27 protein-coding genes are annotated in these 21,707 nt (G+C 32.2%); 9 read left to right on the forward strand and 18 right to left on the reverse strand.

Going from position 1 to position 21,707, the window contains the following annotated elements:
- From FW754_RS15355 to FW754_RS15395, 9 genes are all read right to left on the reverse strand, one after another.
- Window positions 1-1,980: hypothetical protein (locus FW754_RS15355; protein ID WP_446325122.1), on the reverse strand; the 1,980-nt coding region annotated here is incomplete at its 3' end.
- Window positions 1,973-2,539 carry a hypothetical protein gene (locus FW754_RS15360; protein ID WP_446325123.1) on the reverse strand — a complete coding sequence of 189 codons (567 nt, stop codon included), beginning with the start codon at window positions 2,537-2,539 and terminating at the stop codon, window positions 1,973-1,975. The genes FW754_RS15360 and FW754_RS15355, both read right to left, overlap by 8 nt.
- A 97-nt stretch (window positions 2,540-2,636) precedes the next feature.
- Window positions 2,637-3,518, reverse strand: coding sequence for a phage capsid protein (locus tag FW754_RS15365; RefSeq protein WP_446325124.1), 882 nt, complete (start codon window positions 3,516-3,518; stop codon window positions 2,637-2,639).
- A 227-nt stretch (window positions 3,519-3,745) separates the two neighbouring features.
- A complete protein-coding gene (locus FW754_RS15370) occupies window positions 3,746-4,495 on the reverse strand; it encodes a hypothetical protein (protein WP_446325125.1) in 750 nt (249 codons plus the stop codon).
- Between the two features lie 49 nt (window positions 4,496-4,544).
- Window positions 4,545-4,736, reverse strand: a complete 192-nt coding sequence (locus FW754_RS15375; RefSeq protein ID WP_446325126.1) for a hypothetical protein — start codon at window positions 4,734-4,736, stop codon at window positions 4,545-4,547.
- Complete coding sequence (locus FW754_RS15380; RefSeq protein WP_446325127.1) at window positions 4,726-6,399, reverse strand: portal protein; 1,674 nt, start codon at window positions 6,397-6,399, stop codon at window positions 4,726-4,728. The genes FW754_RS15375 and FW754_RS15380 overlap by 11 nt, the downstream gene beginning before the upstream one ends.
- 3 nt (window positions 6,400-6,402) lie before the next feature.
- The gene (locus tag FW754_RS15385; RefSeq protein WP_446325128.1) at window positions 6,403-6,600 is read right to left on the reverse strand and encodes a hypothetical protein; all 198 of its coding nucleotides are present in this window, start codon (window positions 6,598-6,600) and stop codon (window positions 6,403-6,405) included.
- A 621-nt stretch (window positions 6,601-7,221) separates the two neighbouring features.
- Window positions 7,222-7,632 carry a hypothetical protein gene (locus tag FW754_RS15390; protein ID WP_446325129.1) on the reverse strand — a complete coding sequence of 137 codons (411 nt, stop codon included), beginning with the start codon at window positions 7,630-7,632 and terminating at the stop codon, window positions 7,222-7,224.
- Complete coding sequence (locus FW754_RS15395; RefSeq protein ID WP_446325130.1) at window positions 7,629-7,850, reverse strand: hypothetical protein; 222 nt, start codon at window positions 7,848-7,850, stop codon at window positions 7,629-7,631. Before FW754_RS15395 ends, FW754_RS15390 begins: the two co-directional genes overlap by 4 nt.
- 388 nt (window positions 7,851-8,238) lie before the next feature.
- Between FW754_RS15395 and FW754_RS15400 the strand changes: the two genes are divergently transcribed.
- Both FW754_RS15400 and FW754_RS15405 read left to right on the forward strand, forming a co-directional pair.
- On the forward strand, window positions 8,239-8,523 hold the full coding sequence (locus tag FW754_RS15400; RefSeq protein ID WP_446325131.1) for a type II toxin-antitoxin system Phd/YefM family antitoxin: 285 nt from the start codon (window positions 8,239-8,241) through the stop codon (window positions 8,521-8,523).
- Entirely contained in the window at window positions 8,477-8,743 is a 267-nt protein-coding gene (locus FW754_RS15405) for a type II toxin-antitoxin system RelE family toxin (protein WP_446325132.1), read from the forward strand. Before FW754_RS15400 ends, FW754_RS15405 begins: the two co-directional genes overlap by 47 nt.
- An 86-nt stretch (window positions 8,744-8,829) precedes the next feature.
- Here FW754_RS15405 and FW754_RS15410 read toward each other — a convergent pair whose 3' ends face one another.
- From FW754_RS15410 to FW754_RS15420, 3 genes are all read right to left on the reverse strand, one after another.
- A complete protein-coding gene (locus FW754_RS15410) occupies window positions 8,830-9,120 on the reverse strand; it encodes a type II toxin-antitoxin system RelE/ParE family toxin (protein ID WP_446325133.1) in 291 nt (96 codons plus the stop codon).
- Between the two features lie 4 nt (window positions 9,121-9,124).
- A complete protein-coding gene (locus FW754_RS15415) occupies window positions 9,125-9,346 on the reverse strand; it encodes a TA system antitoxin ParD family protein (protein ID WP_446325134.1) in 222 nt (73 codons plus the stop codon).
- An 83-nt stretch (window positions 9,347-9,429) separates the two neighbouring features.
- Entirely contained in the window at window positions 9,430-9,747 is a 318-nt protein-coding gene (locus FW754_RS15420) for a hypothetical protein (RefSeq protein ID WP_446325135.1), read from the reverse strand.
- 303 nt (window positions 9,748-10,050) lie between these two features.
- Here FW754_RS15420 and FW754_RS15425 point away from each other — a divergent pair, with 303 nt between their 5' ends.
- The 4 genes from FW754_RS15425 (at window position 10,051) to FW754_RS15440 (ending at window position 14,791) form a co-directional block, all read left to right on the forward strand.
- Window positions 10,051-10,692 carry a hypothetical protein gene (locus FW754_RS15425; protein ID WP_446325136.1) on the forward strand — a complete coding sequence of 214 codons (642 nt, stop codon included), beginning with the start codon at window positions 10,051-10,053 and terminating at the stop codon, window positions 10,690-10,692.
- 1,370 nt (window positions 10,693-12,062) lie between these two features.
- The gene (locus tag FW754_RS15430; RefSeq protein WP_446325137.1) at window positions 12,063-13,373 is read left to right on the forward strand and encodes a hypothetical protein; all 1,311 of its coding nucleotides are present in this window, start codon (window positions 12,063-12,065) and stop codon (window positions 13,371-13,373) included.
- Between the two features lie 263 nt (window positions 13,374-13,636).
- A complete protein-coding gene (locus tag FW754_RS15435) occupies window positions 13,637-14,410 on the forward strand; it encodes a phage antirepressor KilAC domain-containing protein (RefSeq protein WP_446325138.1) in 774 nt (257 codons plus the stop codon).
- 87 nt (window positions 14,411-14,497) lie between these two features.
- Window positions 14,498-14,791 (forward strand): hypothetical protein, encoded by a 294-nt coding sequence (locus FW754_RS15440; RefSeq protein ID WP_446325139.1) that lies wholly within the window; start codon window positions 14,498-14,500, stop codon window positions 14,789-14,791.
- A gap of 9 nt (window positions 14,792-14,800) precedes the next feature.
- Here the strand turns inward: FW754_RS15440 and FW754_RS15445 are convergent, their stop codons facing one another.
- The 4 genes from FW754_RS15445 to FW754_RS15460 all read right to left on the reverse strand — a co-directional run bounded on the left by FW754_RS15445 (window position 14,801) and on the right by FW754_RS15460 (window position 17,447).
- Window positions 14,801-15,466: a hypothetical protein gene (locus FW754_RS15445; RefSeq protein ID WP_446325140.1), complete on the reverse strand. Its 666-nt coding sequence runs from the start codon at window positions 15,464-15,466 to the stop codon at window positions 14,801-14,803.
- A 31-nt stretch (window positions 15,467-15,497) separates the two neighbouring features.
- Window positions 15,498-16,154, reverse strand: a complete 657-nt coding sequence (locus FW754_RS15450; protein WP_446325141.1) for a hypothetical protein — start codon at window positions 16,152-16,154, stop codon at window positions 15,498-15,500.
- A 276-nt stretch (window positions 16,155-16,430) separates the two neighbouring features.
- Window positions 16,431-16,925, reverse strand: a complete 495-nt coding sequence (locus FW754_RS15455) for a hypothetical protein (RefSeq protein ID WP_446325142.1) — start codon at window positions 16,923-16,925, stop codon at window positions 16,431-16,433.
- Between the two features lie 66 nt (window positions 16,926-16,991).
- On the reverse strand, window positions 16,992-17,447 hold the full coding sequence (locus tag FW754_RS15460; RefSeq protein WP_446325143.1) for a hypothetical protein: 456 nt from the start codon (window positions 17,445-17,447) through the stop codon (window positions 16,992-16,994).
- Between the two features lie 116 nt (window positions 17,448-17,563).
- Between FW754_RS15460 and FW754_RS15465 the strand changes: the two genes are divergently transcribed.
- A complete protein-coding gene (locus tag FW754_RS15465; RefSeq protein WP_446325144.1) occupies window positions 17,564-18,178 on the forward strand; it encodes an AAA family ATPase in 615 nt (204 codons plus the stop codon).
- Complete coding sequence (locus FW754_RS15470; protein ID WP_446325145.1) at window positions 18,178-18,645, forward strand: plasmid mobilization protein; 468 nt, start codon at window positions 18,178-18,180, stop codon at window positions 18,643-18,645. Before FW754_RS15465 ends, FW754_RS15470 begins: the two co-directional genes overlap by 1 nt.
- Before the next feature lie 34 nt (window positions 18,646-18,679).
- On the opposite strand, the gene FW754_RS15475 is transcribed toward FW754_RS15470, so the two are convergent.
- Together FW754_RS15475 and FW754_RS15480 are read right to left on the reverse strand one after the other, a co-directional pair.
- Window positions 18,680-19,264, reverse strand: coding sequence for a hypothetical protein (locus FW754_RS15475; protein WP_446325146.1), 585 nt, complete (start codon window positions 19,262-19,264; stop codon window positions 18,680-18,682).
- 121 nt (window positions 19,265-19,385) lie between these two features.
- Window positions 19,386-20,711 (reverse strand): hypothetical protein, encoded by a 1,326-nt coding sequence (locus FW754_RS15480; protein ID WP_446325147.1) that lies wholly within the window; start codon window positions 20,709-20,711, stop codon window positions 19,386-19,388.
- Window positions 20,712-20,815: 104 nt separating this feature from the next.
- On the opposite strand from FW754_RS15480, the gene FW754_RS15485 reads away from it, so the two are divergent.
- The gene (locus tag FW754_RS15485) at window positions 20,816-21,583 is read left to right on the forward strand and encodes a hypothetical protein (RefSeq protein WP_446325148.1); all 768 of its coding nucleotides are present in this window, start codon (window positions 20,816-20,818) and stop codon (window positions 21,581-21,583) included.
- The last annotated feature ends 124 nt before the right edge of the window (window positions 21,584-21,707 follow it).

Raw genomic sequence — 21,707 nt, forward strand, 5'->3', positions numbered from 1 at the left:
TGAAAAGGGTTTAGGAGCTTCAAATAAGTTTTCTGTAAACTCTTTTAGCTCAACCATTTCACCATTCACTTTAGGATTGATGGATTGGTATAGGTATAAGTTGATATGGTTGATCTTAAATAATGCAGGACTTGACGTTGAGGGACTAGATTGTATTTCAGGAGCAAATAGGCTTATTTTTGATGTAAATCGTTTGCCTAAATACACTGTACCCACTGTCGAATCACAATCTATTGTCAGCTTATTACCTTCTCTTTTTAAGATTGGTAAGGCGTAATGTCTGCTTGCATTCTTAAAATATGCAACAACATCATTTCCAAACAAACTTACGTTTGTATGTTCAATTGAACAGACATTATTAACGTGTTGTGCTGCAACTGTGACTGTGCTGTCTGAAAAGTAATCAGCTTCTTGCTGTTCTAAATAAGTATTTGAACCACGTTGCACTAAAAAATATAAAAGATCCGAGCCTTGCGCTGATGGAAGTGTGACTACGCTTTTTACTTGTCCACCAAGATCGTGTCTGCTCCATGCAGTGACAGATTGTTCTCTAGAGAGTGTGAGTGTTGCTAATGTCCCATCACCTAATACCATCCAAATAATTGAATCAGGTTCTTGTTGATAAGCAAGTTCTACAAATGATCCATGTTCTTTAGCAATATGTGAAGCAAGTATAGATAACTCTGAAGATACTAAACCATCCTGACTATAATCATATACAAGGGTTCGTAGCCTATTTCTTCCTTTCATAACGAAGATGAGTTCTGAACCAACTTTGATCGGTCTTATATTTTCTACAGTGCCGTATGTTGTATGTTCTGTAATATTGGCATTGGTTGGAGTAAGTGCATTATTAGATGTGATTGATAGTTCAGATCCACCTGTTAAAACGACAATACCTCTTGATTGAGCAAGATGTAATATATTGCTTAATTGGTCTGAATTAGCTGATACAGTAAAACTATCTCCATCATTAGTCGTTGGTAGAAAGTGTGTTGTATCTCCTACTCGACTTAGCCAAAGGTAGTTTGGATATTTTTTTGTTCCACCTAAAACAAGTCGTTGCTGATACATCGTTACTGTTTTTGGGTATCCATAGCTTGAAGTGAAGATTGGTAATTTAAATGTCCAAGATCGTGCAATTGCTTCTACGTCTGATTTAAGTTTTAAAAGGATTTCTCCTTTAATTGTGTCTATACTTATAAAGGAATCAACTCTAATAATACCTTCATTGATGAATAGATATTTACCTACATCAGCTTGTTTAAATACGTTTACAGCTCCTTGAGCTATCCATTGCCAATAATCTTCATTTCCTTCTATTTTATGCGGATATTTACCGATTACATTTTGTTTAGCTTGGTAGTATTGTCGGCTTCCGTTGTCCCATACATAACAAATATCATCTTCTTGGTACTGTTTATCATTCTTATATTCTTCATAAGCTGATGCTGTTACGGTTGCTACTTTTCCCATCGCTGTTTCTGAAGGTTTAATTGCAACTGTTGGGGTAGAAACTTCATCCAATGGCGGTACATCATATACGAATACTTCTAAAGCCCAATTTGACAAGTCTTCTGAAACTCGTAGCCACCTGAATTGATGCTTTCCATGTGCTAAATAAAGACTGTATTTATCTTGGGTATATGTCAGTTCTTTTATATCTACGGCACTGTAAGGAGAAGATAGTGTTCTTATTCTTGTTCCAAATTTGTCTAAGACTTCAATTGATCCTGCTTTAAAAGCTAAAATGTATGAATCAGTATGACTCAAAATAAATGGAATTAATCTAACTGTACCTGATAAATCTGCTAATGCTTTTGTTCCATATCTTCTCTTAATTCCGCCTTCTACAATTGGGAGCATATTAAAGACTTCTTTACAGCCATTCTTGTACTGTTGCAGATCTGTTCGCATATAAAGATGTTTACTCAGTTCGCCTGATGTAAAGTTGTTTTGAATCAAATTAATCTTAGCCATTATATCGACTCGCTATGATTGAATAATCTGACTCTTTGAAGAATTGCTGTGATGGTACTTCTTGCGCTTGAATAGCTTTAGCTTGTTTAAGTAATTCTTGGCATTGCATATACAAACTGTCTGCATTGCCTTGATTACCTGTTGTAGCCTTCGTGATCTTTGATGCAATGTAAAGTACTAGGCATTCAACAAAAAGCGTGTCGTATGTTTCTTCATTTTTATTGTCAAAAACATAAACTAGATTGAGTGTATTTGAGTTACTGAGTAACTTGTCTGTTTCAAGTACATAGTCTTCAGTATTGGTATTGATGATTCTGATTAGGTCATCGGGTAATTGATATTGGTATGCATATCCAAATTCAGGACATACCAATAATGGAGTGAGCTTAATTCGTTTAGTTGAACATTGAAATGGATGGAGTCTAAGTAAGGCTTTACGGCTTGTATCATAGACAGTTTTCATACGTCTAGCTGTACTTGTTTGTTCCTCAAAGCTTGTAATACTATCAGCCCCGATAAGAGATAATGCTTGATTGGCTATGTCTGTCTTTGTAGTCATTTTAGCATCCTTAGTTATTGTTATTTATAGACTATAAAAGCCCCCTACCCTTTTTAGATAAGGAACTTATTATTTGTTGACTGTATTATTAGAGCTATTAAACTTTAAATTTAAAAGCGACTACACGTTGTTCTGAAACACGCATAGCACCAATTGCTTCAATATGTCCGATTGAATGGAAACGGTTTTGAGTTTCTACTTCGACAACTTTCAATGGAGAAATAGTATTCATACCGACTTCTACAGCTTGACGAGTATAAGCAACGCCTGTTGCTGATAAACCATCTGCTGATTTGATCATTTCCGTATGAATCCAATTAAAACCTAAAAAGTTATTTAACTCGCCACGTTGGAGCATCTGCCCTGCCAAATAATCGGCACTTGTAAGTTCTTTATCAGCCAAAATAGCGTTAAGCATTGCAGCGTTATAGGTTAAATAAATTTCTTCTTCTACTTCATTCTCTAAGAACTTAGTTTTAATGTCGATTAGAAGCTGTTTAGTGATAGGTTTAGTTGCATCACCTAAGATTTGAGTTGCAGGAAGTGGTACTGCTGTATACGTATCTGCACCTGTTACTTTACGTTGTGCTGAACCTAACAATGCATTGTAGATAGTCTTGTCTACATGCTTATTCCATTTTTGACGTAAGTAAGTTAATTGACGATCTGAAGGATCTGCTTTTAATTTATAGAAATCTTGGATTGCATTACGTGTGAAGTTTGGATAGTCATTCATTAACGCTACACGAGAAGCAAATGATACGTCTGAGTATTGAGTAGCTCCAAAGCGTTCAACGCCTGCGACTACATCACCTAAAGTATTGGTAATCTCATTAGCCGTGAATGAAGTGCCTGTTACAGATCCAATATTAGTTACTGTTGATAATAGTGTTGATTCTACTTTGCCCAACATCGCTACAAAAGTGTCGCTGTATTGTTTTATAAATAAAGAATCAATTGTGTCATAAGAAGTTGCCATAATTATTTATGTCCTTGTTATTGTTTTTTATATTTATTAATTATTAACTCTATTATTAACTCTATTATTAGAGCTATTTATTGTTGTTTTGGTTGTAGAGAATGGAGTGTTGTTTCAGTTGTCTTTAATTAAAGGCTGATGGTTGTTTGATACAGTTCCAATGCTCTACACAAGGCTTCCGTATGACTTAAAGATTTATCCATGCGTCACTATGGGATCTATTCTGATTAGCGTCTTAGGCTGTTGTAGTAGGCATCTATTCGAGCTTTAGTTACTTTATGTTCAGCATGTCGTGGATCAAAGAAAGCGTCTGAGCGCATTAAAGTTTGAATATCTTCTGATACCGATACACCTACATTTAATGATTTATCTTCTTTAATCTGTGAACCAAAATAAGCAAGTGCTTTGATGACTGCTACATTGTTTCCAATACTTGGATCATTGATCTGTTCTTGTGTAATTCCTGCTGCTTGGCAAGCCTTCATAGCTGAGAACATATTGTCTTGGTATGATTTACCCCACTCAGTTTGAAGTGAGCTTACAGCGTCATCTGTGCTGATCTGTGATGTGTTTGATACCAAATCTACAGCTCGTTTATCGTATTCGCTTAATAGGAAGTCGAGTTGCTTATTCGTGATTCCATGAGCATGAGCTGATTTAAGAAAGGCTTTATTTGAGTCGTCTGCTTTAAACTCATTAAAGTCGAATCCTTCTCTTTCTACTGCATAATCATCATCTGATTTAGGAGCGACTTCACCTGTGCCGATTTTCTTTTCAAGATAGCTGTAGCTCTCATTCATCTTATTCAATGTCGATTTATAATCTACTGTTCCATCTTCAGATACCACTTTAAACTTCTCAGGTATTTCAATTTCATTAACTGTGTTATTAGCTGTTCCTAATGCTGTATTAGCAGCGTTTGGTTGAGCTGTATCAGTTACTTGTTCAATGATTGGTTGTTCTAAATTATCTGTCATTCTTATCTCTTTATTAGCTTTTTTATTAGAGCTAACTATAATTATTTAATTATTGTTTTATTTCACTTTCTTTGATTCGAGCTAAGATAAAATCTATTACATCTTTTTGCCCTAAATTAAATGAGGTTTGGTACTGGTTATCTTTGTCAAAAATGAGCTTGGCATGGAATAGTTGAATCAGTTCATCTAATACCTGTAATCCTGCTCCATCTGTGAAGACTTGATATTTCTTATTGTTCAAGCATTTCTCCTATTTGATCAGGAGTCATTTGTTTAGCTTGTTCTTTCGCTATATCTAATCCTGTACTTGCCATTGCTTGCTGTGCCTGTTGCGCTTGTTGTTGCTCCTGCATGGCTTGTTGCTGTTCTTGTTTAGCCTGTCTAAGTTGTATCAATTCTTCTTCAGTTCTTAAAACAGAAGTTGGTACGTTTAATCCATCGGCTACGACTTGTACTGCTTTATCAAGGTTAATGTTGTCCATGATTGTTGGATCTATCTGAACCAAGTTCATTACATTACCCATAAGATTCTGAACGGCTGTGACGTGTTCTAACTTCTGAGCTGCTGCCATTGGATTAATGAATGCAAATGATATACCTGAAGCTTGTCTAAGTTCATCGGGAGCAACTGGTAACATACCTGAACGCATTGCTAGTCCCCAAGTTCTTAATAGTAAGCCTTGCATGTATTCTGCCTGCATACGTCCGAATATAGATCCGAGCTGTTGACGTTGTATCTGTACTCTTGCATGGACTTCTGAAGCTGTGAGTGGTGATTGGTTAGGAGCTGTGAGTTGATCTGATAACAATGATTTTCTAATCTTGTTTTGTAGATGAATAACAAAGTCTAATCCCATACCAACTGTCGCTGATCCTGTATCTAATCGTTTAATACTATCTACTGTGTTAGCAGATATGATTGCATTAGGTCTGATACGAAGTGTATTAGGATTGATGATACCGTCATGTTGAGCAATCCATAAGCCACCTAGATTAAGTTCTGCTGATTGTAGAGATAGCTTCATTACCTGATTAACAGTAATTGCATCGGGTAGCACTAGACTAGCCATACCACTTCCATAGTGGCTATTAGGTAGCTTTCTAAATCTTGATACCACTACAGGTAGTTCTTCATAACCTGATTCTCTTACAACTTGTTTACTATTTGATTCAATTGTGACTGAAGCAAATGGCATCGCTGTTGATATTCGTTGTCCTGCTTCGCCTTTAATTTGTTCTTTCGTTCGAGGGTAGATTGCATGAACTAGAGTAAATTGTGTTTCTTGTTTTTTGTTAAACGCTGTCTGTACTTTGTCTGAACATTTTTCATAACCAAATTCATTGACCATCTGTGTAGCTGAGAGTCGGTATTCTTTATATATAGTATCAATTATGCCGTTAGCTTGTGTTGAGCTGATAAAGCAGTTTGATATGTTCCATGTATTAAATACGAATCCACCATTGTCTTTCTGATCTGCATATAAGATTGCATGTCCAAAGGTTACTAAGTCTGTAACGAAATCTGCTACTTCACTATCGAAATTAGATGAATGAATATTTCTGAACATAAAGTCAGTAACTTGTTCTAACCATCTTTCACCTTCAGTCAATTGATCAGGTGTATCTAGTCCACTTGGAATAGCTGTAAACCATTTGCTTGTAGGAGAAGTAGTACCACTAATAATAGAGCTAACAAGTAGCTGTAATCCATCGACTGCTGAAGAGTCATATAACTCTGCTCTTGCTTGTTTACGTTGCTCTTCTAATCCTGATGCTGTTACATCTGAAAAGCTTGGCATACGTTCAGGAGCGCAGTATTTAGCACATTGCTTCCAATGGTGTTCATGTTTAATTCGTTCAGTTTTAAGAGTAGTCAGACGCTTTAATATTTGTATTGCGTCCAAGCTTTATGTTCCTGTATTTGTTTTTTGTACTGCTGTTCCAAGTGCTGTTGAAGTCATGTCTAAGCTTGATAGGGCAGTTGATTGTTTATTCTTACGTTTAGCAGCATTAGTTTCATTCGTTTCTTTCTGAGCGAGTTCAGTTGCTTTACGTTCAATCTCTTCAGGTGATTCTTGCTGTACCACTTTTGGCTTACTTGCCATAGTCGTTATTCCTGTTCTTTGGTTATTGTTTTATTGATATTGCAAAATGCGTGGGTGTGTACGTGCGTGTAGGTATATAGATACGTTGCATATCTATGAGTGTTAGATGTTCTATTCTGTAATACTGCTTTGATTCATCACTTGATAGGTTAAGTATCTGATTGATTACTTTTATGTCGTGACGACTCAAAGCAGTGAAATTTAAAAGCGCAGGGGAGCTATGCAGTCTTTGATTAATTCTTATTGTGGTACTGTAGTCACTGTGCTGTTTAATTAAGATAGAATCTCTTTTAAAAATTAAATAGTTATTATTATTTATTGTTACTATATAGCTGTATTGTTAGAGCTAATAAAAGCTCAAAATAGAAAAGAGATAATCTAAATTGAGCTAAAAAGGAAAATTAAATGTCTGTCAGCCTACCTAGATAAGCTGATGGATAAGGGGATAATTAAAGGAAAATATAAATGACGCTTAGATAATTATTTGATTCAGCCTAAGCTACTGAATATGTTGAGAACTATATCACAGTTGTCGTATTTTGTCAACAGGTGATACTATATGTTGTGCTGTGTATTACACAATACCACTATATATTGTGCTTTATTAACATCTAAGTATTTTTAAAATTTTGGTGAATAATCTTTTTTCCGTTTACAGTTCTTCTGTCCTGCATTACTTGCTAATTCTTTATAGGTAGGAATAAATTCTTCATAAATTTCTAGGTCGCTTTTTAGTTCATTTGTAGTTAAATATTCACTATTTTCTTTGAGAAATTTAACAATATCTTCAGCAACAAATCTTATCTCACATAACTTTTCTGCTACAGCAGTATTACTTTTACTTGGGTTATTACTTTTATAATTTGTATATGAAGCCATTAATTCTTCCTTTGCTTTATCCATACTTTCAATTAATTGTGTATGACCTTGTTTGAATTGTTCTTGAGTGAGTTTTGTCTTTTGACTTGGTGTATCTTTATCAGAGCATCCAAATAATGTGAGTATTACAATACTGATTAATATATTTTTCATTCTATAAGTTCTTGTAAAGATTCAGTTAGTTCAGTATAGCACTCACTAATAGAGCCGTTAAAACTTATTTGTGGTTTGTAGTGGAATTGGTGCATTTCAGTTTTGAACTGTACTTCCATTTCATAAACTTCTTCTGCTGTTCCTGCATGTTCTAAAAGTATTTCAAATTCATAAGGCATTGCTTTGAATGAACCGTATCGAGTTAGGATATGGTTCATCGTTATACCAAGTTTGAAGAAGGATTCATCTTTAGAGTAGCAGCGAAGTAAGTAAAAGATTGGTTGACCACCATTAAGTATAGCTTGGTCTAGGAAGGACTGTTTTTTACAGCCTTTAATTTTCATAATGATCTCTCTAACGACCTTTTAACAGGTCTTGAAATTGGTCTTATTATTAGTTATATTATTTGTATAGAAGATCAACGAAGTGACGTTCTTAAAAACATTATTAGGTTTTGACAAAGCTATTAACATCTACCTAGTATTTAATTAACATTTATTATTTACTAAGTATTAGTAAAAGTTTTCTTGCAACCACATAATAAATAGCACGTATTTTTGTATATACGTGCTATTTATTATGCTTTTATATAAGAAGGTTTTAGTTATGAATCATATTGTTCACAGTCGATTTGTTGCTAGTGTTTCAGATCTAAAAAAGAATCCTATGCAAGTCGTAAACAATGGGTTCGGTGAAGCTGTAGCTATTCTGAATAGGAATAACCCTGCGTTTTACTGTGTTCCTGCTGATATGTACGAAAGAATGATGGATTTGATTGAAGACCAAGAACTTTTAAAACTAGCTAAACAAGTCGAAAACGAACCAGTAATAGAGGTTACTCTCGATGAGTTACAAGCTGAAATTCAAAGAAACCGCAAGAAAAAAGTTTAGTAAGTTAAATCCTGATATTGCTAAACAAATTCTTAAAAAACTTGTTAAAGTTTTAGAGAACCCAAAGATTCCTAAAAATAAACTTAGTGGGTCTAGTGACCAATACAAAATTAAGTTGAAATCTGTTGGGTATAGATTGGTATATCAAGTGATAGATAATGAATTAGTTATCGTAGTCATTGACGTAGATAGGCGAGATACCATCTACAAAGATATGTAAATGATTAGCCCTTAACTTTAGATATTTGAGGGCTTTTTCTAAATTAAATTTATTTTTACTAATTTTAGATCAGTAATTACAGTTCTTTAATTTCTATGCTGTTTTAAATCTCTATAGAAATTTTCATGACTGCCTAATTTAAGTAAATATAGCGTTATTACTGTGTCATCTACTTCATCAACTGAGTATGCCAATAATACGAGCTGTTTACTCATCTTAAATTTATAGACACTCACACCCAAAAGATCGCCTTTTTTATCTTCTCCAATATCGGGTTTTTGACAAATCTGTTTAATAGCTTCATCAAGATCTTTTTTATCTTGCTTTGTAAGTTTTTTAACTGAGCGTTCAAATAATGGAGTTTGTCTAATATTCATTAGATTACCCAAATTTATAGGGTGTAGTCATACCTGATTTTACTTGTGCCATACCGAGTAAAAGATCAGTTATGTCATCATAAGTTAAGTCTGGATTATCTTGTGCAATTTTTCCAATTTTCGCCCAATATTCAACTTGTTTAGTTGCACTTCGGCTTTCTGCTTTTCCATATGTTTTAGCTTGATCTATGATAGCACTATCAATTTTTACAGCCGTTGAAGTCATAATCTCACCCTCATCTAATAATATCTAAATAGTAACTATATTAGAAACTAAATGCAACCAAAAGCAACCCTTCCAAAGTCATATCAAAGAAGATCCTTTTTCAATTTCTTTACTCTTGGTTTTCGAGTTCCAATAGTATTATCAATAGCTCTATTATTAGCTTCAATAAGATAGCTTTTAAGTGCTTCAGATGCTTCTAGAGCGTTGTCTATACCACTCTTAATAGTTTGGATAGAGAATGTATCAGGTTGTTTGAAATAGCTGTCTACGAGCGTATAAGGAGTGATTGGAGAGTTGATTAGTAAATCTAGTTTTGTTGTATCTATAAAGTCAGGATTGATTGTATGGTAGGTTGAATATACTAGTTTGTCAGATTGGTATATTTGATAAATTGAGTACATGGCTTTTCTTTAATTTGAAGTTTTATTTATTGAGTTGTTTTATAATTTAATAGCGGCTTTATCTATAACTTTTAGTAATAGAAAGCAGAAATAATAATACATTATTTTTATACAAAAGTCAACATTTGATAACAATAAGTTATCATTAGTTATAATAAGACCTATCTGACTTAGGCTAATATTTAATTCTAAATTTCATCCATAAATATTCAATATCATATAAAAATGGCATTTTATACTGAACAAAAAAGGATCATAATAAACAATCTATATTTAAATAAATCGCAATTAGAGCTTTATTATATGAATGCTAATGAGTTATATGAAAATTTGAAGAATATTGGAAAGCCACTTATTCATGTTGAAAGTATTGAAGCTACAATGCACATGAATATTCCAGTAGAAGAAATAGATAAATACATTGAAATCATAGGCGTTAATTTTCTATTAGTTGAAATATTAAGATTTGATTTTAGTGATGTATTTTCTCAAAAAAATAAGCGCTATATAGCTGAATACATTATTGAAAATAAAGCAGATGAAAAATTAATATTAAGTATAAAAGAAAAAAAACCATCTGATATAGGTATGGTATCTATTGGATTTAACCTTAATGGCTGTATTCTCGCTTTAACTCATACAGATAAATGGATGGAACATTTAATTCATTTGATTGAATATATTTCAAACAAAGAAGAAAGTGAAGATAATTATAATTATTGGGAAGAACAAAATAAAATTAAAGAACAAAAAAAATTAGAAAAAGAAAACATGATAAGAAAAGTAGAGGAATTGACAAACTCTGATATATTTAAAAAACTTAAAACTAAAAGTGAAATGTTAGTATATTGGGAAAGTAATATTTCTGATATATATAATACCTTATCTAGATCATTTATGGAAAAGATGGCTGGAAAATATATTACTATTAAACGAAATTCATAATTATCTTTTTAATAATGATTTTTATAAGATACAATTTTAGTTTATCAAATTGTATCTTTATTAAATTTAACATATGTAACATAAATACCAATTCTATTTAAAGTGCAGACAGTTCATGGTTTTGATTGGATACAGACCGATAGGGATGGATACGATCTAAAGCTTGAATACTGTCTGTTAGATGTAAGTTATAGCTGTGTCCGATAGGATACAGATATAAGTTAAATCGTTACATATTAATTCTTCTATCTAATAATTAATATTTTTTATAAATTAATAATACTATTAATAAAAGTATAGAAGTGAAGTAGTGAATACGACCCCATAGGGGAGTATGAGATACTTTATAAGAGTTAATTAAAAATATACAGTTTAAGAAATGGTAAATGGATCGACAGATCTTTTTACTGTTTCTGTTATATAGAATAGATATAGGAACGACTGAAAGGAGTTACGTGTATCTACATTAAAAAAATTTTAAAACTATACTTTGCCAATCTTCTATACCTTATTACTTTAATAATTTAGTAGATATTTATATATTTTTATCTTTAAGATAAATGTTTAAAAGCCGTTGAATTTATTGAATTTTTTACTTACTCCAAGACAAGGTTTTGTCTTAGCCTTTCTTTTAAAATAATTAGTAGATATTCATATTCCTTTTTTAATAACTTATTGTTAAGCACTTAAATTACTAAATACGTTAATTTTACTTTCCTGTTTTTCTATTCTTTAGAATACAATTTTGTAAAAAAAAAAGGAAAATGAATTTAAAATTGTGTAAATTATTTTTTTTAGCTCGAAACTTTACGAAGTATAGCAAGTGATAACGTAGCTATGCTGAAGTAAATGTTTGAGCAACCAACCGACTGTTAATAGTAACTATAGTGTAGGTAATAACAGAGGGCGTGGAGGTAGCTCAGGGCTGTTCAAGCATGGGCATGATGTATGTGTGTGATATGTACCTGTATTTCTACTTTTTTGTTTTAAGGTAATCATATTTTTTTCATTTTTATTCAACAACTTAAAAATTATCTAAGACAAGGTTTTGTCTAAGGACTTATTTTATTATCTTATTATTTATATAAAGTTTTAGGATTCTAGACCGCAAGAGCCGTGTGTTTTCTAGGTTTTTCTAAGACAAATGTATGTCTTATTTATCCACAGTTTTAAATTTAAACAAAAACAATAAATTACAAGACTTTTCTACACTCTCAAGACTTAATTTAAGTCTCAAGACAAATACTTGACAAAATCTGTCTTGATTTGCTATAATCAGTCTAATAAAGCAAGTAGTGTCTCAAAGCTATTTGTATCACTTCAAAAAAACAATAGGAATAAAAAACGTGCCGATAGGAATAATAAGCACCGTGTTTAAAGTATATGACGCAATGATGGGTAGTGGTAAAACCACTCGTATCATTGAAGAAATTAAAGCAGCAGATAACAATCAAAAATTTTTATATATCACTCCTTTGCTCGATGAATGTCATCGTATTTCAGGAACAACCTATGATGAAGACGATCTTCTTAAACGTCCACACATCACTTCTGAAGATGATACAAGCATTCACTATGCCTATAAGCCTGATGCTGAATTAATTGAAAAGCGTTTCAAGCATCCGAGCTATAAAGGTGGTAATAAAGCTGAAAGTCTACAGCACCTCTTAAAAAATAAAGAAAATGTTGTAAGTACTCACCAACTCTTTATGAACCTAACTCCAACAATGTTGGAAGATGCATCTGATTATGTATTGGTTATTGATGAAACGATCCAAGTCTATGATCTGTATTCTGAATACAATGCAACTGAATTAGAAGCTTTGTTCCGCTTAGGATGGATTGAAGTAGACGAAGATCAAGTAACACTGCGCTTTAAACGTGAAAACTTTGGTGATAATGGTGGAGATCCTTCAGGTACTAAGTATGAAAACCTAGCAACAATGTGTGATTTAGGTCAATTATTGTATGTGGACCAAAAGCTTATTGTATGGGAATTGAGTATAGATACATTAAAGGCATTCAAAGAAGTTTGGATTGCTACGTATATGTTTGAAGGTTCTCAAATGTCTGCATATCTAAAAGCTTATGGTGTGAACTACGAACTTATAAAGTTTGGTAATAAGCCATCACAAATTAAGCATTTAGTAACTATATCTGATCACAAAGGCATTAATGAAGTTGGAACAAAAATTACAGCATTGAGTTCAAGCCAATACAAATCAAATAAAAAAGTATTAGGTGAACAGTTAGCTAAGAATTTAGACAATTATTTCCGTAACCATCGTAAAGCTAAGAAATCAGAACGACTTTGGACTTCATTTAAAGAGGGAGCTACAGTCATCGCAGGTACACGTTACAAAGATGATTGGTTAGCTTTCAACACCAAAGCTACAAATGCTTATAAAGATAAAAATACACTCGCCTATTTAATGAATCTTTACCCTAACCCAATGGTTGTTAAAGCTTCAGCAATGAAGGGATATCCTGTTAAAGAAGAAGTATTCGCTTTATCTGAAATGGTTCAATGGATATGGAGATCGACTATTCGTGAAGGTAATCCAATTCATATTTACGTTGCTAGTTCAAGAATGCGTAACTTACTTGAACGTTGGTTAAATGATGAATTTGAAATTAAAGAGACAATAGTACAGAAAGCAGAACAATTAGATTTAGTATAATTATACTAGTTTCTGATTATATCAATATTCACAGGGTATTTTAATCAATACCCTTAACATATTTACAGGTTGTTGACAATACATTATTTAAAAATGTATAATTTATATTATAAAGAAAACAATAAAAACAGAAGTGGGGCATGGTCAGCCCATATTAAAAAACCTAACTGACTATAAACAAAATCAAAATACATTATTAATCTGCAATCCAATAAGGATTATAAGCGGATTTAAAATAATTCATAATTATAGGAAAAACTATTATGACTTCATTAGTAAATATCAATACAAATACAGCTACAACATTCAATCCTATTTCAGTTGTTACCTCTCCTACAGTTCAAACTATGTCTTCTAAAGATTTATTGGAAGTGATCAACCAAGTACGTGAGTCAGTAGGTGAGCCAATCATTCGTTTGAATAAATTCAATGAAAAAATCGAAGATGAGCTTGAAGGAGATCACTACACTAAAAGTGTAGTACAAAATTTAAACGGAACTGAGTCAGTAATTTATCAATTGGATGAAGAGCAATGCACATTACTTGCAATGCGAGAATCTAAAATTGTAAGACGAACTGTTTTGAATGAACTTAAATTTTATAAGAAGAACCTACAACCACAGCTACCAAACTTCCTAGATCCTGCGGAAGCAGCTTTTGCATGGGGTAAACAATACCAAGCAACACAGTTAGCTGAAGCTAAATTACTTGAAGCTGCTAAAATAATTGAAGAACAAAAGCCTATTGTCGATGCATACGAGCTTATTGCAGGAAAGAAGGGAAGTATGTGTTTTTCAGATGCATATAAGTATCTTGGTGGTATCAAATTAAAAGACATGAAGCAGTGGATGTATGATAAAGGATGGATCAATAAGGATCGTTTTGGTCGTGACAAAATAGGCTACTATCAAAATATGAGCGGCTACTTAGTTGAAAAAGTTACAACTCACCAACCACAGATCCGTATCACTTACAAAGGCTTAGCGGCAATGGCAAGACAAATGAAGATCAAGCTTAATGCTGAAGACTTCAAATAAAACATAAGAAACAAAAGTAACAAAAAGGCGAGGGGAGCTACTGCGAGATTTTCGTAGTCTTCCCTTTATCATTAACTAGGATTAGGAATGAAAAAATTATCAAAAATTGAATACAATAAAATCGTTAAAGCTAAAATATTAAATACAGGTCTATATAACGGTAGATCTGTTGAAGAAGCTGAAAATGACAATGAGTTACTGGATCATTTAAAAGAAATTAAGAACGACTATAAAAAAGGACTCTTAACTGCATTGAACGCAGATACTGAAATGGCACATAACTTTTTAAAATTTGAAGATATAGATGACTATGCAGATATAGAAGATTTATACGGTACATACACAGACAACATGAATGATATTAAAAATCATTTTATATAATACTTATTATTATATCCTTAATTTTTTATCAGTATCTATAATTAAATTTTTTATAGAAGAATTTAATATTTCATATTTTTTATTAAAAGAATTATAATAATTTTTCAATAATTCAGGTTCGTTCTCGTTGAACATTTCAATTAAAATGTCAAGAATAGAACCAAATTGATTAATTTTCTCAAAATGCTCAGCGTCATTGAATTCTAAATTTAATTTTAAATAATAATCTAAAGAATGAAAATAATCTATCGATAGCATTGAAAAATCACGCCTTTTTTGGTTAACTTCTATAATATTATCTTTATAATTTAATATAATTTTTTCAAAGTCACCAGTTTTTTGTTTATCAATACTTTCGAATAATTCTCTAAAATGAACATTAAAATACTCCACTATTTTATTTAATGAATGTAAATCTTTTCGGAATGTTAATAAATCATTTTTCTCTAGGTTTATATTGTATTGTTCTTTCCATGAATGAAAACCTATTATTGCTATAATTGGTGTTAAAACATACGCAGTAGTAGTAATAATAGTGTTAAAGCTGTTGGTATCAAATATACAATTAATTGATTTACCTGCACATATAATAATATATTGAAATAAGCCACATACTAGTAATGTAAATATATACACTAATAAATAGTATCCGATATAGTTTTTTATTTCTTTCATTTGTATCCCATTGAATTGTAAATCAATAAAATTATGCTTTAATTTTATTGTTTAAGTATTGAAGCATCGGAGTTATATTTTCCTTAATTAAATTACCATGAAAATTACTTTCTTTAGATATATGAGTAATAATATCCTTGAATATCATTCTTTCAAGAACAGAAATATCTAAATCTTCATTTAATATTCTAGATCTAGCAGCTTTAATGAATGGTGTAAATATAATGTTTTCTAGATTGTTATTTTTTTCAACTAAATCAATAAATAAAATAGTATTTTGAAATTTTGACAAATTGTTTAAGTATGATGTTATTTTATTTTTATAGATAGAAGCTACAATATCAGATCTATCTTCTTGGTTAAATGTTAGTTCAGGAATGGTTCTTTTTATCTCATTGATATTTGAGGATACATCTTTTAGTAATGTTATTGCTTCTTGGTAGTATATGGTATCAATATTTTTATTATGTTGTTCTTTCCAATCATTAAATAAATATGCGGCAACACCTCCTGCAAAAACAGTAGCCATCCATCCAAACATAGATGAATAAGCAGCACCTTTATCTGTAGCAATGTCTTTAATCTCTACAACGTAAATCCATGTTCCGAGAAGATATGTGAATACCAGCCCTAGTATCAACCAAAATAAAATTAGTACTTTTTTAAGCATAGAATTCCCTTTTTTCATTTGTGCACATTTTACCTGATTAACTATGAAGTATGATATTGTTTAAGAAAGTATTTTGGTCTTAAAAGATGACAAAAACAAGTTGCACAAATGAAAAAGGACATTATTATATTCTGGTTGGTGATAAGCAAAAAAGCCTTTGAAAATGCATGCTCATTTAAATTTACAACCTACTTATAGAGGGTATATAAAAAATTGTGGCAAAGAACAAACGACCCCCCTCCTACGTTAAACGATGAGAAGCATCCAAAGGGGATTTTCATATTTCAAAACATATCAACCAAGTGGGCGAGATGGAATATATTCTTTACCTTCTTCCTCACTTTGTTCTTGTAACTTTCTTTCAAGCATAGAAGGACAGTTTTTTAGATCGTAAGTAAGTTGTGGGTTTTGAGGGTAAATAGTAGTTTCTAATTTATTTTTATAATAGACTTCAATTTTATTAGCATTCGCAAATGCCGAAGTTAATTTATACCAATGTTCAGAATCAGTGTATGTAATTGTATCAATAGTAGGTGTAATAACTTCAGTATCATCAATAACAAAAGATAAATTTATATGTGAATATGTTTTCTCATTAATATCAAGTTCGATCAAATGTATAAAATCTGTTGAACTTGCAGAGTTACACATGACTCTTAAAATCTTATTATCAGAGCTTGAAATCTTATATACATCATATCCTTTTATAGAATGATTTTCCCACATATTAGGAGTAGCATAAGCTGAAGCTATATTTAATGTTGCTAATAATGTGATAATTTTTTTCATTTGATATACTCAATAAATATTAAAAAACCTCTATTAAATTATTTAATAGAGGTGTTGTAAAAACTATTAATCATTTAAACGTGACTTACAGTTTTTTAAACTCTTAATATTATTCATGCTACTTTGTATAGGATTAAAAGTTGTAATTTTTTTATTATTTAAATATACGTCAATTCTTTTAGCAGTAGAAAAACTTGAAGTAATTTTATCCCATTCAACAGATCCAGATACTGTTGATGTTACACCCGTAGGTGTTGAAGGTTTAGAGCCATTGACTAAGAAAGAGAGTGGTTGTTTACTTAAACTATTGCTAATTTGATTATTACCTATATCTACATATACGCCATGATCATACGATTCAGGCATAGCGTATGCACATATAACACGTAGTGTTGTATTTTTTGTATCGCTAATTGCATAAACTAGAACTCCCTTTTCATCAAATTTTTCCCATACATTAGGTACAGCATTTGCGATAGTTGTCATTGATAAAATTGCAAAGCCTAATAACGTTTTTTTCATATATCCCCCTTGTTTATCGTTATATTTTACCTGATAAAGGTCTATAAATATCACTAGCATATAAATATTTTTAGTATTAAAATAACTTCATTAATAGAGCTAATGAGAATATAAGAATGATACTTGTAATTGCCAATCAAAAAGGCGGAGTAGGTAAGACAACACTGGCAACAAACATAGCTGTAGCGTTGAGTAAGAAGGGTTCTACTGTATTAGTAGATGCAGATCCACAACAGTCAGCAATAAAATGGTCAAAGCGTAGAACTGAAAATCCAATTGAGACTGAAGCGCATAAAGGCGATTTAAAGAAAGTTTTGTTAGATCTTCAAAAGAAATATGAATATGTCGTTCTTGACGTAGCAGGACATGACAGCGAAGAGTTTCGTACAGCCCTACAAGTCGGTGATAAATTAATTGTACCAACTCAACCAAGTCAAACAGACGTTGAAGCCCTTCCACACGTTTTGAAAATGTTTAACACATTCCAAAAAGTGAATGAAAAATTAACACCTTATTTAGTGATTAATAAAGCTCCATCAAATACTAAATCAACGGAAGTTGCAGATACCATAGAGCTTCTTCAGACCCTACCAAAATTCAAATTATTAAACGCTGTGATCCGTGATCGTAAGCAATGGCGTGACGCAATGATTCAAGGTTTATCTGTATCTGAAATGAATAGCTCAAAAGCCAAAGATGAATTTAATGAGTTTTTAGTGGAGATCCTATAATGAGTAAGCCAAAAATCAGTTTAGGATTTGATGAAGAAGAGTTAGCTGAAGTTGTTGCTGATGAAGTACTTCCTGAAGCCGATGGTCAACGTGTCGAGTATTCACGTAACCTTTTATACAAATATATTCTGACACCTCATACACAAGACGTTAAGCGTTTCCGTGTAGATCATGGTGGACTAGCTTCTGTACCATTATTTCCTGAAGAGGAAGAAGCACTTAAACATGCTGCTGCTTATAAGGGAATGTCGCTGAATGATTTTATCCGTGAAGCTGCATTAAACCATGCTAAAAGTGTGTTGATGACAGCACATAAGAAAGCTGTAGATGCGAATCCTGATTTAAAAGACAAACCTAATAAATTTGTTGAAATCATGAGTAATCCATTGAATAAGCAAAAAGTGAAATTGACTGAAGAAGAACATTTAGCACTTAGTCAAAAACGGAAAAATGCTAAGAGTAAATGAAGAAAAGCCCTTTTAAATAAGGGCTTTTCAAGTATTACTTCTTCTTTTTTAAATCACTTATTTTTTCACGGTGTGGTAGTACCATACAGGTTGGTATGTAAACGATCGCTAATCCACTCAGTAAAATAATTAGCTTAATTAAAGTATGTTTCAGGTCAATTATGTCTTGGTTCAAAGGTTGGTTTAGTGCAAAAACATAAGTAGCAACGCTAAATCCGAGCATCGTTGATATCATCAGGTAAATGAAATCAATACCTGAAAATATAAGTCTTTTAAGCAACGAATCTAAATTTTGTTCAAAGTTAGTTGCCATCATATTTAGTGTCGTTAGAAATCCAATAATAATAAATACGCCTAATATAGTATTTCCTATGTTTCCTATATTAAAAAACTCTGTATAGACCTTGATATTATTTACGAACAAATTTTCGCTTTCAAAACGATTTGTTCCAATGTATGTACCAAAAAATGTTACAGAACTAATGCAAATAAAGACTAAAAACTCAAATAGAACAAAATTCCAATAAGTCATTTTTTTCAGAGGATAATGAGTATTTGGATTATAAGTGGCAGATATGTTTTGCTGATCATCACTTTGTTTTTCATTATGGTCTATCATTTTTATTACTGTTTAAAAAATAGCACAATGAATTATTTATATTATTAAATCAACCCAATAGCGACTCAATTTGTCGCATAAAAAACCCTGAAACACGAATGTAGCAGGGTGGGCAGGGGGGTTAAGCGACTGGTTGATTAAGAATGTTTGAAGCTTCAGGACGTTTCAGGGTTTTCAGGTAACGTTGGATACGCACATCTTCAAAATTCAATAAAGGTGTGTATGTATCTTTCAATAATTGAATAGTATAGCCTGAACGGTATTTAGCCTTAGCTAAGGCAATATCTTGGAAGCATATGCTTGAACCTTCAGTAAATCCGACAGACTTCAATAAACCATCAATCATTGTTGTTGATACTTGCATATCCTTATTATTTTTAAAACGATCAAAGAATGATTCAATTTCAGGAACGACAACTGACAAAGCACATGCAAGTTTGTATTTGCCTTCCAATGGATTAGTCCCTGCCATTTCAATCATTAAATCACGCATTTCTTTGTAAATTACCTGATCCCATAACAGAGCCAATGCAAGAATACCTGACCATGCTTTGTATGTCGCTTTGTTCACTTCTTTAGGACATACAGTTTCTAGATTTTTAATTAAATCTGCAATGATCTGTTTATTGCCTTCAAGCCATACTTGCTGTTTATAGCGCACACCCATAATTTCAGTTGTGTGGGTATGGTATTCATCATTTTTCAGGTTTTCATCTTTGAATAAATTTTCAAAATGTCCAAGTAATAAGTAATCTTTTTCAACAAGCTTGAATGTATCCCAATGAGCGATAAAGTGGCAGCCTGATTTTACCTTTTCGTGATTTGCAACTTTTGTATCACGAGGATCTTTAGTCGGTACAGAGCAAATTGTTAGGTAAGGCGTGGCAAGCTGTGTATCCTTAATTGCCTTATTGATCAGAGCATCTGCCTTATAATAGTCAAAACTCAACAAGCCAAATGTCTGTGCCAAACGTGCAGGCAGTGGATTCTGTGCAGTACAGCGGATCGGTAATTTAAAAGCACCTGTCCACTTACTTAGGCAAGTTGCCTTAGCAGCCAATACAAAGAATTTTTTATACTTTTCATATGTAAATTCAGGGAGCTGATTCTCTACAACTGCATATGATTCAGTAAACTGTTCAGCAATGTCAACATCTGCTTGTACAGTATCCACCGACCATGTTTCAGGCGTTTCAATAGATCCTTCAGGTTGCTTTAGTTGCTCTTCAGAGCTTTCGTCATCTTCAACCTTGTCATCAACTGGAGTTGTTTTAGTGTCCTTAATAGTTGCTACAGGAGCATCTACAGGAGTTTCGGGATGAGCGTTAAGTAGTTGTTCTTCCATTTGAGCCAACTCAGCTTCAGAATTACCTTCAGCGTAGCCATTTTCGATTGTGAATTTTAGGATTGCGATTTTCTTTTCAAGTTCAGAGATTGCGTATGTCATCTTTGTTTCCCTTTTTTGCTTCAGCGATATTGCTGTGTGATGCAAAGATAGCTAAACTTTTTAACATTCCTTCAAAAGGCTCAATTTGAGCACATGATTATATTATGATCGTATTTGAAAAAATCAGTCCTGATTCAGATGCAGTTAAATTTGATAGTACAGCGACACACAACAATCAAAAGAAAGTGTTTTTCACTTCAGCCGAGCATATTTTTGGATTCTTGCTTTTATTATTTAGAAAGAATTTAGGTTTAAATCAGCAGGAAATGGGAGCAGTTTTAATAAGTGGGCAAAAGCTTTCTAAAACAGGTTATGCAAAACTTGAACGAGCAGAAACAAGAATCAATATTCAAACGCTTTTTGATTTAAGTTGTTTAACTCAAATTAATTTTAGCCACATATTAACTATGTATAATCATTTATTACATACAGTTGGTGAGTCTAAAAGTGAGGTTGGTTTTTCCGAAATGTTAGGGCATTATCGTATTGGTAATATTTCAAGCCAGACTACATTTAAAAAAATTGGTTCTATTAAAAGTACATATTCTGCTAAATATGACTGTTATATTGATGTGATTGGTCAGAAGAATATTGACTTAATTAATAATGATATTAACCGTCTTATTAATGATGCAGTACGTGAACATATTAAAATACGTGCAGATGCTATTATTAATGAAGATCTGTATCGGAGTGAATATACTATTCAAACGAGTCTGATTGACCATGAAGCTCTTGCCTTATTAAAAGTACAGTATGACCAAGAACCTAAATGGGTACGTAGAGAGTATTCTTTCGAGCGGTATGATGAACTGATTAGTATGGGAGTGGATATTCATACGACAGTTATATGGAACTTAACATGCGAATGATTGTAAAGTTATGTATCTATTTAACATAATAGAGCTTATGCGAAATGTAATTACATTACAACTAGTCATAATTTTAAATATCAATGACTTAAAAATTTAGTCATGACTGTAATGTTGTGGCTTT

The sequence above is a fragment of the Acinetobacter sp. 1207_04 genome (assembly GCF_052850415.1).

What these genes read in the sequence shown, in the direction of transcription:
- FW754_RS15400 (WP_446325131.1), top strand. Translation starts at nt 8,239, where the DNA reads ATGAATCATATTGTTCACAGTCGATTTGTTGCTAGTGTTTCAGATCTA.
- FW754_RS15480 (WP_446325147.1), bottom strand. Translation starts at nt 20,711, where the DNA reads ATGACATACGCAATCTCTGAACTTGAAAAGAAAATCGCAATCCTAAAA.
- FW754_RS15415 (WP_446325134.1), bottom strand. Translation starts at nt 9,346, where the DNA reads ATGACTTCAACGGCTGTAAAAATTGATAGTGCTATCATAGATCAAGCT.
- FW754_RS15465 (WP_446325144.1), top strand. Translation starts at nt 17,564, where the DNA reads ATGATACTTGTAATTGCCAATCAAAAAGGCGGAGTAGGTAAGACAACA.
- FW754_RS15445 (WP_446325140.1), bottom strand. Translation starts at nt 15,466, where the DNA reads ATGAAAGAAATAAAAAACTATATCGGATACTATTTATTAGTGTATATA.
- FW754_RS15450 (WP_446325141.1), bottom strand. Translation starts at nt 16,154, where the DNA reads ATGAAAAAAGGGAATTCTATGCTTAAAAAAGTACTAATTTTATTTTGG.
- FW754_RS15360 (WP_446325123.1), bottom strand. Translation starts at nt 2,539, where the DNA reads ATGACTACAAAGACAGACATAGCCAATCAAGCATTATCTCTTATCGGG.
- FW754_RS15385 (WP_446325128.1), bottom strand. Translation starts at nt 6,600, where the DNA reads ATGGCAAGTAAGCCAAAAGTGGTACAGCAAGAATCACCTGAAGAGATT.
- FW754_RS15470 (WP_446325145.1), top strand. Translation starts at nt 18,178, where the DNA reads ATGAGTAAGCCAAAAATCAGTTTAGGATTTGATGAAGAAGAGTTAGCT.
- FW754_RS15390 (WP_446325129.1), bottom strand. Translation starts at nt 7,632, where the DNA reads ATGAAAAATATATTAATCAGTATTGTAATACTCACATTATTTGGATGC.
- FW754_RS15395 (WP_446325130.1), bottom strand. Translation starts at nt 7,850, where the DNA reads ATGAACCATATCCTAACTCGATACGGTTCATTCAAAGCAATGCCTTAT.
- FW754_RS15440 (WP_446325139.1), top strand. Translation starts at nt 14,498, where the DNA reads ATGAAAAAATTATCAAAAATTGAATACAATAAAATCGTTAAAGCTAAA.
- FW754_RS15460 (WP_446325143.1), bottom strand. Translation starts at nt 17,447, where the DNA reads ATGAAAAAAACGTTATTAGGCTTTGCAATTTTATCAATGACAACTATC.
- FW754_RS15405 (WP_446325132.1), top strand. Translation starts at nt 8,477, where the DNA reads ATGAGTTACAAGCTGAAATTCAAAGAAACCGCAAGAAAAAAGTTTAGT.
- FW754_RS15370 (WP_446325125.1), bottom strand. Translation starts at nt 4,495, where the DNA reads ATGACAGATAATTTAGAACAACCAATCATTGAACAAGTAACTGATACA.
- FW754_RS15410 (WP_446325133.1), bottom strand. Translation starts at nt 9,120, where the DNA reads ATGAATATTAGACAAACTCCATTATTTGAACGCTCAGTTAAAAAACTT.
- FW754_RS15365 (WP_446325124.1), bottom strand. Translation starts at nt 3,518, where the DNA reads ATGGCAACTTCTTATGACACAATTGATTCTTTATTTATAAAACAATAC.
- FW754_RS15420 (WP_446325135.1), bottom strand. Translation starts at nt 9,747, where the DNA reads ATGTACTCAATTTATCAAATATACCAATCTGACAAACTAGTATATTCA.
- FW754_RS15435 (WP_446325138.1), top strand. Translation starts at nt 13,637, where the DNA reads ATGACTTCATTAGTAAATATCAATACAAATACAGCTACAACATTCAAT.
- FW754_RS15455 (WP_446325142.1), bottom strand. Translation starts at nt 16,925, where the DNA reads ATGAAAAAAATTATCACATTATTAGCAACATTAAATATAGCTTCAGCT.
- FW754_RS15475 (WP_446325146.1), bottom strand. Translation starts at nt 19,264, where the DNA reads ATGATAGACCATAATGAAAAACAAAGTGATGATCAGCAAAACATATCT.
- FW754_RS15485 (WP_446325148.1), top strand. Translation starts at nt 20,816, where the DNA reads ATGATCGTATTTGAAAAAATCAGTCCTGATTCAGATGCAGTTAAATTT.
- FW754_RS15425 (WP_446325136.1), top strand. Translation starts at nt 10,051, where the DNA reads ATGAATGCTAATGAGTTATATGAAAATTTGAAGAATATTGGAAAGCCA.